Origin of the sequence: Gynuella sp., from assembly GCF_050297175.1 — a bacterium.
In the GTDB taxonomy this organism is placed as follows: domain Bacteria; phylum Pseudomonadota; class Gammaproteobacteria; order Pseudomonadales; family Natronospirillaceae; genus Gynuella.
The window spans coordinates 190,120-205,739 of sequence record NZ_JBNKSF010000027.1 but is presented as its reverse complement, the minus strand read 5'-3'; the positions used below and the strand labels follow the sequence as shown (position 1 = coordinate 205,739).

Annotated in this window: 15 protein-coding genes; 11 read left to right on the top strand and 4 right to left on the bottom strand. The window is 48.8% G+C overall.

Annotated features, from left to right (window positions below):
• Positions 1-85: 85 nt before the first annotated feature.
• The 4 genes from ACQY6I_RS10730 to ACQY6I_RS10715 all read left to right on the top strand — a co-directional run bounded on the left by ACQY6I_RS10730 (position 86) and on the right by ACQY6I_RS10715 (position 4,447).
• On the top strand, positions 86-1,081 hold the full coding sequence (locus ACQY6I_RS10730; protein WP_428241485.1) for a TRAP transporter substrate-binding protein: 996 nt from the start codon (positions 86-88) through the stop codon (positions 1,079-1,081).
• Between the two features lie 114 nt (positions 1,082-1,195).
• Positions 1,196-1,873, top strand: coding sequence for a TRAP transporter small permease (locus tag ACQY6I_RS10725; RefSeq protein ID WP_428241554.1), 678 nt, complete (start codon positions 1,196-1,198; stop codon positions 1,871-1,873).
• A 4-nt stretch (positions 1,874-1,877) separates the two neighbouring features.
• On the top strand, positions 1,878-3,494 hold the full coding sequence (locus ACQY6I_RS10720) for a TRAP transporter large permease (protein WP_428241484.1): 1,617 nt from the start codon (positions 1,878-1,880) through the stop codon (positions 3,492-3,494).
• Between the two features lie 167 nt (positions 3,495-3,661).
• Positions 3,662-4,447, top strand: coding sequence for an aminoglycoside phosphotransferase family protein (locus ACQY6I_RS10715; RefSeq protein WP_428241483.1), 786 nt, complete (start codon positions 3,662-3,664; stop codon positions 4,445-4,447).
• On the opposite strand, the gene ACQY6I_RS10710 is transcribed toward ACQY6I_RS10715, so the two are convergent.
• A complete protein-coding gene (locus ACQY6I_RS10710; RefSeq protein WP_428241482.1) occupies positions 4,448-4,831 on the bottom strand; it encodes a DUF3224 domain-containing protein in 384 nt (127 codons plus the stop codon).
• A gap of 103 nt (positions 4,832-4,934) precedes the next feature.
• On the opposite strand from ACQY6I_RS10710, the gene ACQY6I_RS10705 reads away from it, so the two are divergent.
• On the top strand, positions 4,935-5,699 hold the full coding sequence (locus tag ACQY6I_RS10705; RefSeq protein WP_428241481.1) for a DUF6597 domain-containing transcriptional factor: 765 nt from the start codon (positions 4,935-4,937) through the stop codon (positions 5,697-5,699).
• A gap of 146 nt (positions 5,700-5,845) precedes the next feature.
• Here ACQY6I_RS10705 and yjeH read toward each other — a convergent pair whose 3' ends face one another.
• Positions 5,846-7,087, bottom strand: coding sequence for an L-methionine/branched-chain amino acid transporter (yjeH, locus tag ACQY6I_RS10700; protein ID WP_428241480.1), 1,242 nt, complete (start codon positions 7,085-7,087; stop codon positions 5,846-5,848).
• Positions 7,088-7,198: 111 nt separating this feature from the next.
• Here yjeH and ACQY6I_RS10695 point away from each other — a divergent pair, with 111 nt between their 5' ends.
• Both ACQY6I_RS10695 and ACQY6I_RS10690 read left to right on the top strand, forming a co-directional pair.
• Positions 7,199-7,630: an Lrp/AsnC family transcriptional regulator gene (locus ACQY6I_RS10695; protein ID WP_428241479.1), complete on the top strand. Its 432-nt coding sequence runs from the start codon at positions 7,199-7,201 to the stop codon at positions 7,628-7,630.
• 160 nt (positions 7,631-7,790) lie between these two features.
• Positions 7,791-8,240, top strand: coding sequence for a hypothetical protein (locus tag ACQY6I_RS10690; RefSeq protein ID WP_428241478.1), 450 nt, complete (start codon positions 7,791-7,793; stop codon positions 8,238-8,240).
• A 90-nt stretch (positions 8,241-8,330) separates the two neighbouring features.
• Here the strand turns inward: ACQY6I_RS10690 and ACQY6I_RS10685 are convergent, their stop codons facing one another.
• The gene (locus ACQY6I_RS10685) at positions 8,331-8,891 is read right to left on the bottom strand and encodes a DUF4879 domain-containing protein (RefSeq protein ID WP_428241477.1); all 561 of its coding nucleotides are present in this window, start codon (positions 8,889-8,891) and stop codon (positions 8,331-8,333) included.
• 666 nt (positions 8,892-9,557) lie between these two features.
• Between ACQY6I_RS10685 and ACQY6I_RS10680 the strand changes: the two genes are divergently transcribed.
• The 4 genes from ACQY6I_RS10680 to ACQY6I_RS10665 are packed head-to-tail and all read left to right on the top strand — an operon-like array spanning position 9,558 to position 14,759.
• Positions 9,558-11,021 (top strand): tetrathionate reductase family octaheme c-type cytochrome, encoded by a 1,464-nt coding sequence (locus ACQY6I_RS10680; RefSeq protein WP_428241476.1) that lies wholly within the window; start codon positions 9,558-9,560, stop codon positions 11,019-11,021.
• Entirely contained in the window at positions 11,018-12,976 is a 1,959-nt protein-coding gene (locus ACQY6I_RS10675) for a cytochrome b/b6 domain-containing protein (protein WP_428241475.1), read from the top strand. The genes ACQY6I_RS10680 and ACQY6I_RS10675 overlap by 4 nt, the downstream gene beginning before the upstream one ends.
• The gene (locus ACQY6I_RS10670; RefSeq protein ID WP_428241474.1) at positions 12,973-13,533 is read left to right on the top strand and encodes a YeeE/YedE thiosulfate transporter family protein; all 561 of its coding nucleotides are present in this window, start codon (positions 12,973-12,975) and stop codon (positions 13,531-13,533) included. Before ACQY6I_RS10675 ends, ACQY6I_RS10670 begins: the two co-directional genes overlap by 4 nt.
• On the top strand, positions 13,530-14,759 hold the full coding sequence (locus ACQY6I_RS10665; protein WP_428241473.1) for a rhodanese-like domain-containing protein: 1,230 nt from the start codon (positions 13,530-13,532) through the stop codon (positions 14,757-14,759). Before ACQY6I_RS10670 ends, ACQY6I_RS10665 begins: the two co-directional genes overlap by 4 nt.
• Positions 14,760-14,916: 157 nt before the next feature.
• On the opposite strand, the gene ACQY6I_RS10660 is transcribed toward ACQY6I_RS10665, so the two are convergent.
• Complete coding sequence (locus ACQY6I_RS10660) at positions 14,917-15,345, bottom strand: hypothetical protein (protein WP_428241472.1); 429 nt, start codon at positions 15,343-15,345, stop codon at positions 14,917-14,919.
• Positions 15,346-15,620 lie beyond the last annotated feature (275 nt).

Genomic DNA, 15,620 nt, shown 5'->3' with positions numbered 1-15,620 from the left:
ATTCTGCATTGTGATTCACTCGCTCTATTAAATCAGTTGTTTCTGATTAAATAAAAATAACAACTACCAGGTTGGAGAAGATGTAATGAATAAATTCTGTATGGCAGTGTCTGCCTTGGCTGTGTCTGTATCTGCAACATTCGCGAGTGCTTCTGATGGCTGTGACAGTGGCGAAATCGTCGCTAAGTTGAGTCATGTAACCGGCGGCACGACTCACCCGAAAGTGGTTGCCTCGAACAAGTTTGCAGAACGGATCAACAAAGAACTTGATGGTAAAATGTGTGTCGAGGTTTATCCAAACTCCACGTTGTTTGGTGATAGTAAAGAGCTTGAAGCGCTGTTATTGGGAGATGTGCAGATACTGGCGCCATCTCTGGCCAAGTTTGGTTCTTATACCCCTAAATATGGCGTGTTTGATCTGCCATTTATTTTCAAGGATATGGATCAGGCAATTCGTTTCACCAAAACCAAAGATGGGCAACAACTGCTCCATGAAATGGAAGATGTTGGTTTTGTGGGATTGGGTTACTGGATGTCCGGTATGAAGTACTTTTCCGCCAACAAGCCGTTGCTCGTACCTAGCGATGCTAATGGTTTGAAATTCCGGGTTCAGACTTCCGATGTCGCCAAAGCTATGATCTCTGCAATGGGAGCATCACCGCAGCCAATGGCGTTTTCTGAAGTATATGGTGCGTTGCAGACTGGTGTTGTCGATGGGCAGGAAAATACCTGGTCTAACATTTACACCAAAAAATTCTTCGAAGTTCAGGACAGCATTACTGAAACCAACCATCAGTTATTAGCCTATCTGTTCATGACATCCACTGAATTCCTGGATAGTCTGGATGATGATACCCGTGCCAAATTCCTGCAGATTGCCGATGAAGTGACTCAGCAGGCGAACCAGGACGTGAAAGTAGCGGAAGCCACCAACCGTGCAAACATCCTGAAAGCGGGCGGTAAAATTAATGTTCTGACCGATGCTCAGAGACAGCAGTGGGTTGATGCTATGAAGCCTGTCTGGAAGAAATTTGAAAAAGACATCGGTAAAAATCTGATTAACGCAGCCGCTGGCGCGTGATCATTTAAACAATCCTGTAATGTCAATGTGACCTGTCCGATGGCTATTGCCATCGGACGTTAGTTCTATACCCAGGGTCAGGGTCTTCTCCTGCTGTTAGAGGTAAACGTGATGATGGCGTATTGGCCACATATCTATTTATTGATTTTCATTCTGTTGTTGTGGGGACTGGAAAAACTATTTCCCAACTTTATGGCCAGGCTGGAGGAGAACCTGCTGGTACTGGTGATTTCTTCGATTATGTGTGTTTCCTTTGGTCAGGTAATTGCCCGTTACGGATTTAATGCCGGTTGGTCGGCGGCGCTGGAATTTAACACGATCGCCTTTTCATGGTTGATTTTGCTGGGTATGAGTTATGGTATTAAGACCGGTATTCATTTGGGTGTCGATATTGTCCTTAACAGGGTGCCCCGGCCCGCTGCAAAGGCTTTGTCTTTATTGGGGGCACTGGCTGCCATGATGTACGGTCTCATTCTGCTAGACTCCGCCTGGGTTGCTGCCATGGGGGTTGATGTGAAGGGTGGAGCCATTGAGTACTGGGCTAAAATGTACAAGATTAATATTGGTGCCGAAGAATTGCGTTATCCGGAATACATTCAGCAGATGTTTGATGTCAAACCGCGGGTACAGCGCTGGTTATTGCTGGTGATTTTACCGATCGGACTGTCGCTGCTGGTTTATCGTTCCTGGCAGGCTTTTCTGGCCATTCTGTTTAACAAGCGCAGCATGCTGATCAGTGCTCACGAAGCACAGGACCTGGTGGAAGAAAACAAAGGCGTACTGAAGGACTGATATTATGGAAGCACTAATTCTTTTTGCTATGGTATTGACGCTATTGTTCATCGGCCTTCCTGTCGGTATTGCACTGGGCCTGTCATCCATTTTGTTCATTACATTCGTATCGCACGAATCATTATCTTCTGTTGCGATTTCACTGTTTGGTGCAGGTCAGCATTACACCTTATTGGCGATTCCGTTTTTTATTCTGGCTTCTTCGTTTATGTCCACCGGTGGAGTGGCAAAGCGACTGATTAATTTTGCGATAGCCAGTGTCGGCCATTTTCGTGGTGGGTTGGCAATGGCATCAGTACTGGCCTGTATGATGTTTGCGGCTTTGTCCGGATCCTCCCCTGCTACGGTAGTTGCCATCGGTACCATTGCCATTGCTGGTATGCGACAGGTCGGTTATTCGAAAGAATTTGCCTCGGGGATTATCGCCAATGCAGGTACTCTCGGAATTCTGATTCCGCCATCTATCGTGATGGTGGTGTATGCCGCATCTACTGAGGTTTCGGTGGGACGGATGTTCCTGGCGGGTGTCATTCCCGGACTGATGGCTGGTTTGATGCTGATGATTGCCATTTATGTTGTTGCCCGGAAAAAGAATCTGCCAGCCGAGCCGTGGCGTGGTTTTCAGGAGTTGGTTCGTGGTGGAAAGGAAGCTGGCTGGGGCTTGTTCCTGGTGGTTATTATCATGGGTGGAATTTATGGCGGTGTGTTTACTCCGACGGAAGCGGCAGTGGTTGCGGCAGTATATTCCATGTTGATCGCTTTGTTCGTATACCGCGACATGGGCCCATTGAAGGAAACCACCTGGACATTGGAAAGTGATACTCAAGCGGCCCGTGTCGGATTTAACGGTACGGTTTATGGCGTGTCCTTTTTTCTGGTCTGGATGATCATGTCCTTTTTTGCCACGGCAGATTCCGAAACCATCAGTTCCGGTGATCGTGCTCTGTGGGGTGGAATCATCGCCATTGCAATTAGTATTTTCTATGTCTTCAAACGTAGTCAGGGGATCAATGATTCCATCGGTCATTGCTTGGTGTCGGGCTTGCCTGTTTGGAGACGTAACCTGTTGCTGATTGTACGTAAGTTCTTTCCGGCGTTATTTGGCAAAGAAACCCGGCAGGTCATGTTGGAAGGCACCAAAACCACTATCATGTTGATGTTTATTATTGCCAATGCATTGCTGTTTGCACATACACTGGCGGCTGAGCGCATTCCGCAAATGGTGACCGAATGGATGCTTGGTGTTGGTTTCAACTGGTTTACCTTCCTGATTGCTGTCAATATCCTGCTGCTGATTGGCGGGCAGTTCATGGAACCTTCCGGTTTGCTGGTCATCGTTGCTCCGGTGGTATTCCCAATCGCGATGCAGCTTGGAGTGGATCCTATTCATTTGGGCATCATCATGGTGGTGAACATGGAAATCGGCATGATTACTCCACCGATTGGATTGAATCTGTTTGTGACCTCGGGAATTACCGGAATGAGTCTGGCGAAGGTGGTACGGGCGGCCATGCCGTTTGTATTGGTGCTCATGCTGTTCCTGATTCTGGTGACTTATATTCCTTGGTTGTCGACATTGCTGCCATACTCGATCATGGGGCCGGAAATCGTCACTCACTGATCTGATCCCGGTATCTCTTCTACCCGACCATCGATCTGGTCGGGTCTTTCAATATGCAGTTATTTCAGTCGTGTCCGAAGGGTGTCATGATTGGCCGGTTGCGCTTTTTTGCCCTTTCGGGCTCTTTATGATTGTATCAACGCCAAAACATATGGCGAATGAGAAATATGAAGAGCAGGAATGACAAAGTTAAGATACTCGGTACGGATCGAGTGCAGCGGCCATCCAATGATTGGTCGGCTACTGTTCATCTGTTATTGGCACATATTCGTCGGCAGGGCTTCCGGAACGGTCCCGAACCTCTGGTTCTTGACGATGAATATGAAATACTCAGTCTGGTCCATGGTGATACTTTCAATTATCCACTGATCGGTGCGGTTGCCACGGAAACTGCACTGATTTCGGCTGCCCGGTTGCTGCGTGCATTTCACGACTGTTCAAAGGATTTTCTCGCAGCGCACAGAGAGTACAAGTTGACCTGGATGTTGCCGGAGCAGCACCCGGAAGAAGTGATCTGCCACGGCGATTTTGCACCTTATAATGTAGCTTTGTCGGATAATAATGTGGTTGGAGTGTTTGACTTTGATGCGGCTCATCCCGGACCGGTTATCTGGGATATTGCGTATGCGGTATATTGCTGGGCTCCATTTAAAACGGATCCGGTGGATGCGCTTGGCTCACTGGACCAACAGATTGAACGGGCTGGATTGTTTTGTCGTGTATACGGACTGTCGCCGTCAGCTTATCCGCAACTGGTCAAGACGATCGTAAAACGGCTTGAAGCGCTGGTGGCATTTATGGTTTCGCAAGCCGAACAGGGAGACCCGCAGTTTCAGGATAATCTTGATTGCGGGCACCACCTCGGTTATCTCAATGATATTGATTATCTTAATAACCATGAGCATCAGATCATAACCATGCTGATGAATTTGTCGACGAGGTCAGAAGCCTGATCAAGTCAGGGTCAATTCCAGATCGACGGCCTGAGAACTGGCTTCATAACGTGCCGTTCCATGCAGTCCTGACAGTTCACCATTGGCAATGATCAATTCACAATAACCGCTGGCAACGTTGGCGTGGTGGATGCCATGGTGCCGAAAGACGAGGCCACCGTGTTTGCCGTTTATCTCCGCATCAATGTATTCAAGACCAGTAAAGTGTGCATCCCCATCAGAGACGTAAATTAACTCCATATAGAGCCGGCTGTTGCCCTTGATGCCCTTGTTGTAACAGTAGCTGGCGTCCACTCTAGCCAGACGACAGTCATCCTCGGTCTGAAATATTTTGTTTTCCTGCCAGTCGATGACATTGAAGTGGCAGTGCAGAACTTCGCTCATGTTGTACCTCCTCTGTTTTGGTTGACACAGATAGAGTAGGCTGGTGGGACTTCCACCGATTGTAAAAACACGACAAATGCAACAGTCTCCTCCCAGCGGTTTATTGAGTCGATCAGATCGGCCATTCACTCTTCAACGACTATCACCGGCAGATAGTCTGGCAGAGTCTGTGGATTATTTTTGGGTGGTTGAATGGCAGTTACCGGCAGGGGAATCTTTTGTATCAGAAAACTTCCCACACCCATGTGTGCACATGGTGTATGAGCAGGGTCACACAGCTTTGTTTGGTCCGATCAAAGGACATTTCAGAAAAATCTTGATGGGTCAGGGCAGGGCGATTGGTTGTCGTTTCAAGTCTGGATTGTTTTATCCGTGGATTAAACGTCCGCTGGCTGAAATTGCTGATAGTCAGTTGGATGTTGGCACCGTGTTGTCTGTCAATAGTCAGGAACTTGAAGCACGGTTGGATGGTCAGCCGGATATCGAACAGGTGGTTAGGAAGTTTACTGAGTTATTAAACTCCGTATGGGTGACACTGCATCGTGAAGATCAGCAAGGCGTACGGGCACATACGATCGTGGCTGCCATGGAGCAGGATACCGAACTGCTTAAGGTGGAACAGGTCTGTGCGCGTTTTCAGGTATCGAGACGACAATTGGAACGGTTGTTTTTTAAGTATGTTGGTCTGTCACCAAAATGGGTGTTACGGGTATTTCGCCTGCAACAACTCGCCAATGAAATGATTAATCATCCGGCTCCTGACTGGACAGAACTAGCCCATCGGTTGGGGTACTTTGACCAGGCCCACTGTATTCGTGATTTCAAACAGATTACTGGTAAAACACCGTCAAGTTATCATCAAAACTAATCTGGCCATAAGGTCTGGCGGATAGGGTAACGCCGAATGATTTTATCGGCTCGCATTGATATTGAGCTAATGGAAATGCATCCCAGCATCAGATGATTAACCCCGCCAAATCAATTGCCGGGTTGATAATATTCACAAAATAACGGTTAACTACCCTTCAGTCGTACAGCCTGTCGATCTATGCGAAGACCGAATAGTTGCAACGCCCCCCAGAATAACAAGGCATAAAGCATGTATATACCCAGTGACCACGCAAACAGCAGGCAGACCAGTCCACCGGTCAGCACCAGCAGGCGATGTCTGGATAATAACCGCCAGGCTGAGATCATAGACATCAGATAAATTACGACAATGACGCCATTGGTGCATCTGATTAAAACATCATAGTGAAACTGTAGGATGCCGGACATCATCAATACCACGGCAATCACTACTGACTGGGCAATCAAGGCATTACCTGGAATTTTGTGGCGGTTGAGGTGTGATAACTGCACGGGTAGAACTCCTTGCTGGCTCAGGTTCCACATTAACCGGGATATGCTGGCGACATATACATTCACCGTGGCCAGGCCACTGAGTGTTCCGATGATGCCGATGATCCAGCGTCCACCAGAGCCAAAAACCTCATCCATTACCACACTCATAGTCAGATCAGCAGTGCCCGGCACACTCAATAGCAGCCAGGTACAACCGAGGTATATCAGCCCTACCAGCAGTAAACCGGTCATCATGGAAACCTGAAAATCACGATCAGGGTTTTTAAATTCGTTGACCAGATGGGTCATGGTTTCGATGCCGATGAAACTCCACATGGCCAGTCCAAACGCGCTCACCATGGCACCTAAGTGATCTGTTGATCTGCTCATGGGAAGTTCCCGAGTGACTGGATGATGAAAAATCAACAGAGCTATCACGATCGTCAGAATGATTAATGTCAGTGCGGTTTGCCAGACTCCGGAAGCACGAATACCCCGCCAGTTCAGTACCAGAATTCCGCCAACCAATAGTAATTCAACCATAAGGCGGTTGGCTGCCGTGATCGGTACCAGCAGGTTGACGAATTCCATCGTCAGCTCAATCGCGGCCGGTGCACCCATTGGTACAATCAACAGAAACAACAGACCAATGATTCGTCCCTGACGGGGGGAGAATGCCCGCTCGACGAATTGAGCTGGCCCACCAGCATGAGGATAGTGCTGACCCAGTATTGCGAACACGCGAGTAATTGGCAGCATGGCAATTACCAGTAGGCCCCAAGACCACATTGCCAGTGAGCCGGCCTGTTGTAAGGTTAGCTGTGGCAGAACGAAGACGCCGGTCCCCAGCATAGTGGTGACCAGAAGACCGATCCCCTGCCAGCGGCCGATACCGGTGCTTGATGGCTGCATTTACATTCACTCCGAAATGATTAAGCTTTGTGCTCATCATAATCAAGCTACGCGTGACAGAATGTCGGTGTTGACCGTCAAAGTGCGGGCTTTTGCCGTGGAAATGTCGTCTTGGATAAATTTGATCAACTGATTCTGCAGGAATTGATTGAAAATGCCCGCCAACCGGTGGCAAGAATTGCTGAACGGGTGAACTTATCCCGTTCATCGGTTTCTGAACGAATCAAAAAAATGGAAGACAGCGGTGTGATCAGCGGTTATCAGGTGGTGTTGAAACCGCCGGCGAATCAGCAAGTATCTGCCTTTTTTGAAATCTTTCACTCTGCTCTCAAATGCACGGATGTTATTCCGCTCATTAAAGTGTTCCCGGAAATCGTGCAGTGTCATGGTATCAGCGGGGAGACGGACCTGCTGGTATTGTGTCGGGCGGCGAGTATGGAGCGAATTACCGAAATTCGGAGTGTCATTGAGCAACGTCCCCACATTACCAAAGTCAAAACGCATGTTGTGATGACTGAGTGGTACAAGCCGGATGATTCGTAATACTCATCACCCGATTAAGCGGCGGCACATTTCAAAGTGTTCTGCTGGTGACCAGGGGGCGGGCGTTGGTCGACTCCACATAAAGCACGATCCGAAAGTGTTTCCTATGGCACCTGCTTTGCTCCGTGATCGATACACTTGAACACAAGAGGACAGGAACATGGCAATCAGCGCCGTTCAGTCAGGTTATAACCCACAAAATGTTTCAACCGTGAAAACTATTGCCGATCGCCCCGGCAATGTTGTTCCGGTCAGTCGTCAGCAAGACAGCGTTTCGATCAGTACGGTGGGTAAGGCGACCGAAATTATGTCGAGATATGATCTCACTCAGATCTCTGCAAACGATGCGGTGAGTTTAAGTGATGAGTTATATCAAAGCGGGGTCATTAGTTTTCAGCAACATTCATTTTTATCGTTTCAGCCAGAGCTGGGAAAAGCAGATAATGTTCCGGACGGCTGGGTCACTGGAAATGCCGATGCTCCCGGCAATCTGATCGCAGACTGGGAAAATGAATTAAGTCTGAAACAACGTTTTGGAGCTGATGAAAATTCTCTTAAGTCCACCCGGCAAGTGGTGGATTTACTGCACTATCTGGATTCTCTCGGTTAACCGACCATATCGCATTGTATATAAGATGGAAAGATAACGAACCCGATGATTTATCGGATTCGTTGGGTTGGAAGAAGCCTGCTGCGGTATTTATTTGATATAAATACTGTCTGACATGGTATTCCATGGCGAATTAATTGAAGTACTCTGATAGGTAAACTGACCTCCGTTGTAACCACTTGCATCCCACCATCGATACCACCCGACGATCACGTTCGAACTGTTAACAATATACTGACTTTGAACCTGGCTGAGGATGCTGCCGTTTATTTTGGCAATCCTGGTTTGGCCATATCCGTATTCGATTGTCACGATATACATCTCGGCACCACCATGATTCTGGACACTGGATATCTGGCTCTGGGAGAAATATTCCCAAGTTGGATAATCGGTGGAAATCACCGCATAAGCCTGCAGATAGGTCAAGGGGGGAGCAGGGGCAAATGTTGACATCGTGCTGGAGTCTGGTTGTTCATAACTCAGTTCTCCGTTACTCAGCGATTGCCAGAAAGGGCTCATGCTCTCGGCAAGCTGTAAGGTTCTGGCGTCTTCGATCAGCGGTACATCCAATAGGCGAGTACTGCCGGCGGCCAGACTGTGGCTTGATATAAGTACGGATAAGGCGATGATATAAAAGATGATTTTATTCATGTTAGCATCCTACATTGATATTGTTGTTACTGCTGGAAAGTCTCTCAAAAGAGGAATAAATACTGCGATTGACTGAATGGAAATTCAATTTTCTTAATCGTTATTTTCGATAATTCACTCTAAAGCACGAGTGGGTCGAAAATGTCCGCTGTCATTTTATCGTTTATGTAAAAGACTGATTGAGTGGTGTTCGGTGAAATTGACGCTTTTTTAAATATTTGGATCGGAAATAAAACAGTGTCATTGACGGATATCAAATCAGGTACAGAGGTGGCATTGGCAATGGAAAACCGAATATGGGCTACTTAGCGAGGGGTGTCTTAAGAATGTTGTTTTTATGTTAACCAGTTAAGATGAGCGGTTGATATGTTTTGGCTATCGTGCAGATGTCTGTCTGAACCGGCGATTAAGTTTAACGTTATTGGGCTAAATAATTATGAAAGCCTGAACCAATAATGACCAGTGTATTTCGAGTAGAAAGTACTCGTCTGGCACAAACGGTTATTGCATCTCTGAATCCCAAATGTTGAACACCCCCAATCTGGCCTATTGAGTGCGATTGAACAGCCTGTCACGGAAAAAAAGTACCTGACCATGACAGAAATCAATATTAGATTGTCAAAATATTTTAAATTAGAAAAATCTAATTTAAAAAGGAGCTGATATATGGCTCGTTCTCCTTTTCAGTGGATTTGGCTGCCGGTATTCATTGTGGTGATTCTGGCGGTACCGATATTGATTTTCTTACCGGATGGCGGGCGTAAGGTCGCTGATGCCCGCGAGTTTCTGCCACAACACAAGGAGCATGTGGACCATTCTGCATTGATAACCGGCCCGTTTGCCACCGCGCAGCAGGTGACTGCCCGTTGTCTTGAGTGCCATGAAGACGCCAGAGATCAGGTGATGCATTCCTCGCACTGGACCTGGGAGAGTGAGCCCGTGATGGTGGAAGGGCGGGATGAGCCCGTAGTGGGTGGCAAAAAGAACCTGTTGAATAATTTTTGTATCGGTATCACCGGTAACTGGAAAGGCTGCTCGAGTTGCCATGCCGGTTATGGCTGGGAAGACCAGAACTTTGATTTCAGTAACGGTGATAACATTGATTGCCTGGCCTGCCATGAGCAGACCGGTACCTATGTCAAAGGTCCGGCCGGCATTCCGGTCGCCGCTGTGGATCTGGTCTCCGTGGCTCAGAGTGTTGGTTATTCCAGCCGTGCCAACTGTGGTAGTTGTCACTTTAAAGGTGGCGGTGGCGATGCTGTAAAACACGGTGATCTCGATTCCAGTCTGTATTTTCCGCCACCGGATGTGGATGTGCATATGGGCAAGTACGACATGGTTTGTGCTGACTGTCATCAGACCCAGAATCATCAGATCAGTGGTCGTTCCATCAGTGTCAGCCTGGATAACAAAAACCAGATAGCCTGCACCGATTGCCATGACAACCAGTTGCATTTGGATGACCGTATTAACCAACATACCGACACAGTTGCCTGCCAAACCTGTCATATTCCGGAAGTGGCCACCCGGGTGGCCACAAAAACCCATTGGGACTGGAGCAAGGCAGGAGATCCTAATCGTGAAGAAAACATCCATGAATACCTGAAGATCAAAGGCGAGTTTGAATACACGGCAAATCTGCGTCCAACCTATCTGTGGTACAGCGGTACGGCAGAGCGCTATCTGCTTGGGGATAAAATCAACGAGACCGCACCCACGGACATGAACCTGCCCAAAGGCAGTATTGATGATCCGGTGGCGAAGATTTTCCCATTTAAGGTACATGATGCTATTCAGGTATTCGACACCGACTATCGCTATTTGTTGCAGCCCAAAACTGTTGGTGAAACCGGCTATTGGACCACGTTCGATTGGGACAGTGCCTTACGCCAGGGATCAGAGCTCGTCGGCCTGCCGTACAGCGGTCATTATGGTTTTACTGAGACGCTAATGTACTGGCCGCAGACGCACATGGTGCAGCCGGCCGCCAATGCTCTGCAATGTCGGGATTGTCATAATGAAAATGCCAGCGATCAGGTCGGCCGCATGGACTGGCAGGCACTGGGCTACCCAGGCGATCCAATCCGCTGGGGGGGACGAGGTCACGAACAGCAGGAGGGGCAGCCATGAAAAGCATCGTTATGATGACTGTGATGTTGCTGGCAACCTTGTCACAGGCCAATACCTTTCACCCGGATATTCCATTACTCAGTGATAATGGTCAGCCCTGGCAGGCCGGTGAAACGGTATCCCAGGCGCAAAGTTGCGGTCAATGTCATGACCAGTCCTTTATTCATCACACCATGGATCGGCCACATGTCCTCAAAATGACCGAACAGCAGCGTTTTGCCTGGCGGTTGGGGGCTCATCCAGAAGTGCCTGAGCGTACAGAGACTCAATGTCTGTTGTGTCATGCTCCCGAACAGATGCAGCAGTTGGGGACTCTGGCCGATTCCGAGGGCATGGTTAAAGCGGCGGATCTGTCTCTCGGCAGTCCTACCAGTGAAGCCTGTGGGCGTTGTCACAGTGCAGTTCAGACGGATGTTTCCAGACCGTTTGTGCTACCGGAATTGAACCTGGACAACCATGCTGCGTTTACTGGGGAAATGTACGTTGCCCAACGTATCAACCGGTCAGCGCTTAATATCGCCGACAAACAGACTCTAAACTTCAGTTTTGATATCCATGCCGAGCGGGTATTAAGTTGTGCTGATTGTCATGCGGCGGCCAACAATCCCACAGCACCCCAGGGACTGTCGGCCGACAGCAAGACCGTCAAATATGATCCGCGTGGGTTGTCTGCTCATGACTTTTTGAAGCAGCCCGATCATAGTTTTACCGCAGCCCTGCCATGTCGAGAATGTCATGATGCCGGCCAAAGCCATCAGTGGTTGCCGTATCAGGACCAACATTTCAGTCGGCTCAGTTGCGAAAGCTGTCACAGCAGTTGGATTGCCGGGCCAGCACTGGCTGCGGTGAATCTGGACAGAGACCCTGCCGAACTTCAGTGGCGTGGTATAACGGCAGGGTTGGTGACCGGCTATCAAGCCTGGTTGTTGCCGGATGAACATGGACGGCTGGCGCCTTTCAATCTCATTGCGGTCACTGAAAACGGCGCTACGCATACCATTGCCAAAGCCATTCATCACAACGTCAATACACAAACGGCGGTGCGTGCCTGTCAGGACTGTCATTCTGACGCCGATCAATCCAAATTGCTGCAACCTATTGCCCAGGCCCCGGTCAACCTGACACTGCCTGTTGGGTTTGTGATTGCCGGCGCCGTTCCGGATCTGACCACTGCGGGTATTTATCTGCTTGGCAGTAATGCGGTACCGGTGGCCGACTGGCTTGGATTGGCATTGCTGGTGGCTACGGTTGCCGGTGTTTTTGCCCATGGTTTGGGGCGTTATTTGGCCTGGCGGCGTCTCGGTGCACATCATGAATCTCGTCGGCGGGTGTACATGTACAGTCGTTATGAACGACTCTGGCATTGGTTGCAGGCGGCGGCGATTTTGCTACTACTGATGACCGGTGCGGTGATCCATAAGCCCTATTTATTTGCCTGGATCAGCTTCCCCTACATGGTCCAGATTCACAATGTGCTTGGTTTCATTCTGCTTGTGAATGCCGTATTGGCGCTGTTCTATCACCTGGCCAGTGGTGAGATCCGACAGTTTATACCGATGCCGGCAGATCTGTTTGTGCGCATGTTTGAACAGATTCGTTTTTATACCAGTGGCATTTTCAAAGGCGCTCCACACCCGTTTGAGAAAACCCCGGACCAAAAGTTGAATCCGTTGCAAAAAATCGCTTATTTCGGCCTTTTGAATGCATTGTTGCCGGCGCAGATGCTGACCGGCCTATTGATCTGGGGTGCACAACGGTGGCCGGAACTGGCCATGACATTCGGTGGACTGGTCTGGCTCGGACCGGCGCATACCTTCCTGGCCTGGGCATTTGTCGCCTTTCTGGTCATGCATATTTATCTCACCACCACTTCCGGTCCAAAGCTTACATCCGGCATGAAAGCCATGGTCGAAGGCTGGGAAGAGGTGGAAGTGACAGAGGAGCATACATCATGAAGCGTTCTATCTATCCCGTTGCACCGAGCAGCGGCAAGCCATACTGGAATCCTTATGCCGCCGGTATTCTGCTGGGAGTGGTGCTGTTTCTGGCCTTTCTGATCAGCGGTAACGGCCTGGGTGCCTCTGGTGGCTTAAATCGACTGGTGGTCTGGGTGCAGGATGCCCTGTTTCCGGACCACGTGGATAACACCCCATTTCTGTTACATATGGCGGGTGGTGATCTGAACCCGTTGACTAACTGGGTGGTGTTTATGGTGATCGGTGCGCTTATCGGCGGCTTTGTGTCCGGCTGGTTGCGTGGAAGAGTCCGATTGGAAACCAATAAAGGGCCGCAGATTACTCCGAAAACCCGCTGGGCGCTGGCATTTGTGGGCGGGGCATTAATGGGCTACGGTGCCCGGCTGGCGCGCGGCTGTACCTCCGGGCAGGCACTGAGTGGTGGTGCGGTTTTGTCCGTTGGCAGCTGGGCCTTCATGTTTGCTGTGTTTGCCGGTGCGTATCTGTTTGCCTGGACATTCCGCAAAGCCTGGAATCCCGGAGGTGAACAATCATGACCGTTTTTCCTCTGAATCTCGTGGCCGAATACGGTGCTGGAGTTGCTTATCTGATCTACATACTGCTTGGTTTCGGTTTTGGGTTTGTGTTGGAAAGCGCTGGTTTCGGCAACTCCCGTAAGCTGGCGGCACAGTTCTATTTTAAAGAGCTCACGGTGTTTAAAGTGATGTTCACGGCCATTATTGTTGCCATGGTGCTTATTTTTCTGGCAACAGCTTTAGGGTGGCTGGACTATCGTCTTATCTGGGTGAATCCAACCTACTTATGGCCAGGAATTCTAGGTGGCCTGATCATGGGGGGCGGTTTTATTATAGGGGGCTTTTGTCCGGGTACCTCGTTGGTGGCATTGGCAACATTGAAACTGGATGGATTGTTTTTTGTTCTGGGGGTGTTATTTGGAATCTTCGTCTTTGGTGAGACAGTTGATTTCTATAATGTCTTCTTTAACTCCAGTTACATGGGGCGTTTTACTCTGCCAGAATTATTTCATATGAGTTATGGCAGTGTGGTGTTAATCGTCGTGGTTGCGGCGCTGTTGTTGCTGTGGGGGGCTGAATGGGTGGAAGGCCGGTCATCCGGAATAACCATGCCCAGACTCAACTGGCGTGCAGCTGCAGCCAGTGTGTTGGTTTTGCTGGCGGGTATAACCGCAGCGATTGGACAGCCGGATTTTCAGCGCCGTTGGAACAGCATGGCTGCAATAGAGCAGCCACGTATCGATCAGCGTCAGATTTATGCTTCGCCCGTGGAGGTATTGCACTTGCAGAATGATCGCCAGATTGTGGTGAAGCTGCTCGATATTCGTTCGCAATCTGACTTCAACTATTTTCATATCCGTGATGCCCAGAGGGTGAACCCCGGTGAACTGGAGAAGCTGGCGCAAACTTTAATCGCTGAGCCGGCCAATACGGTCTTCATTCTAATGGGTAACGATGAGCAATTGGCGACGGATGTATGGAAACAGCTTCGTGGTGCCAGTGTGCCGAGTCTTTATGTACTCGAAGGTGGTATTAATCTGTGGATAGAACAGTTTGCCGATAATGATTTTCTACGCGAAGCCAGAGTAACTGAAATTCGAAGTGATCAGTTGGGATTTCGTTTTGCCCAAGCTTTGGGAGATCAATATCCTATGGCCAGCCCTAATCCTGAAGCCTATGAAAAGACTTTTGATGCCAAGGTGAAACTGGAGCTGAAAAGAGCGCCGACCGGGGGTGGATGTGGCTGACAAAAAAAGGGGGGATTGATCCCCCTAACTCGCTCTTTGGTCGCTTAATTTGAAATGCCTGCCCGAGATTTTCAGGTAACGGGCAGTAAAAAATGTTTTTCCATCATGGCCTGCCCACAGGAATCGCATTGCGGAAGGCCATGGATATCAGTGACTGTTATATGAAAGACGCTTCGGTTACGAATTTGCCTTCATCGTAGTAACGGCCAATATTCAGTGTTTTAGAAAACACGGTGCTGCCAGTGTCAGAAATTTTCACGGTTCCTGACAGTGCCTGTGGGCCGTAATCCAAACGTTTTACCTTGTTACCCAGTCCTGGATATACCCTGTATGCCCAGCTGTTAACAGTGTATTCACCAGCAGGAATATCTTTGACAGTAACAGAGTCAGAACCTGCTGTAGGTGTTAATGTATAGGTATCAGTTATGCCGTTTTGATCCGTCATGCTGAGCACGTAATAGAAGTCCTGTGCACGCCCTTGGGCATGGTCCCAGGAAACTGGAACATTCAGGCTGCCTGCTGTTGCAAAACCGCTTAAGCCAAGTACAACTGCGCCGGATACCATTACTGATTTGAGTGCTTTCATTTTTAAATTCCTCGTGTTTCGTCAATGTGCCCATTAGACGATCCTGAACTGTTTTAATGTAGACGAAATAGTGTAAACGCAGGTAAAGGTTATCGTCATTACTGACACATTTATGACAAAGCTCGCTACATAATTTTTGTACGACATATTCAAACAAAATTAACTAACTGCGTTAGTGCTCTGTGAGCGATTCATTTTCCAAAGATATGTATCGAAACACGAGTGAGTGTGGGATGGTTTTGGTTTTTTCAATGTCTATGCACTGAATGAATTGC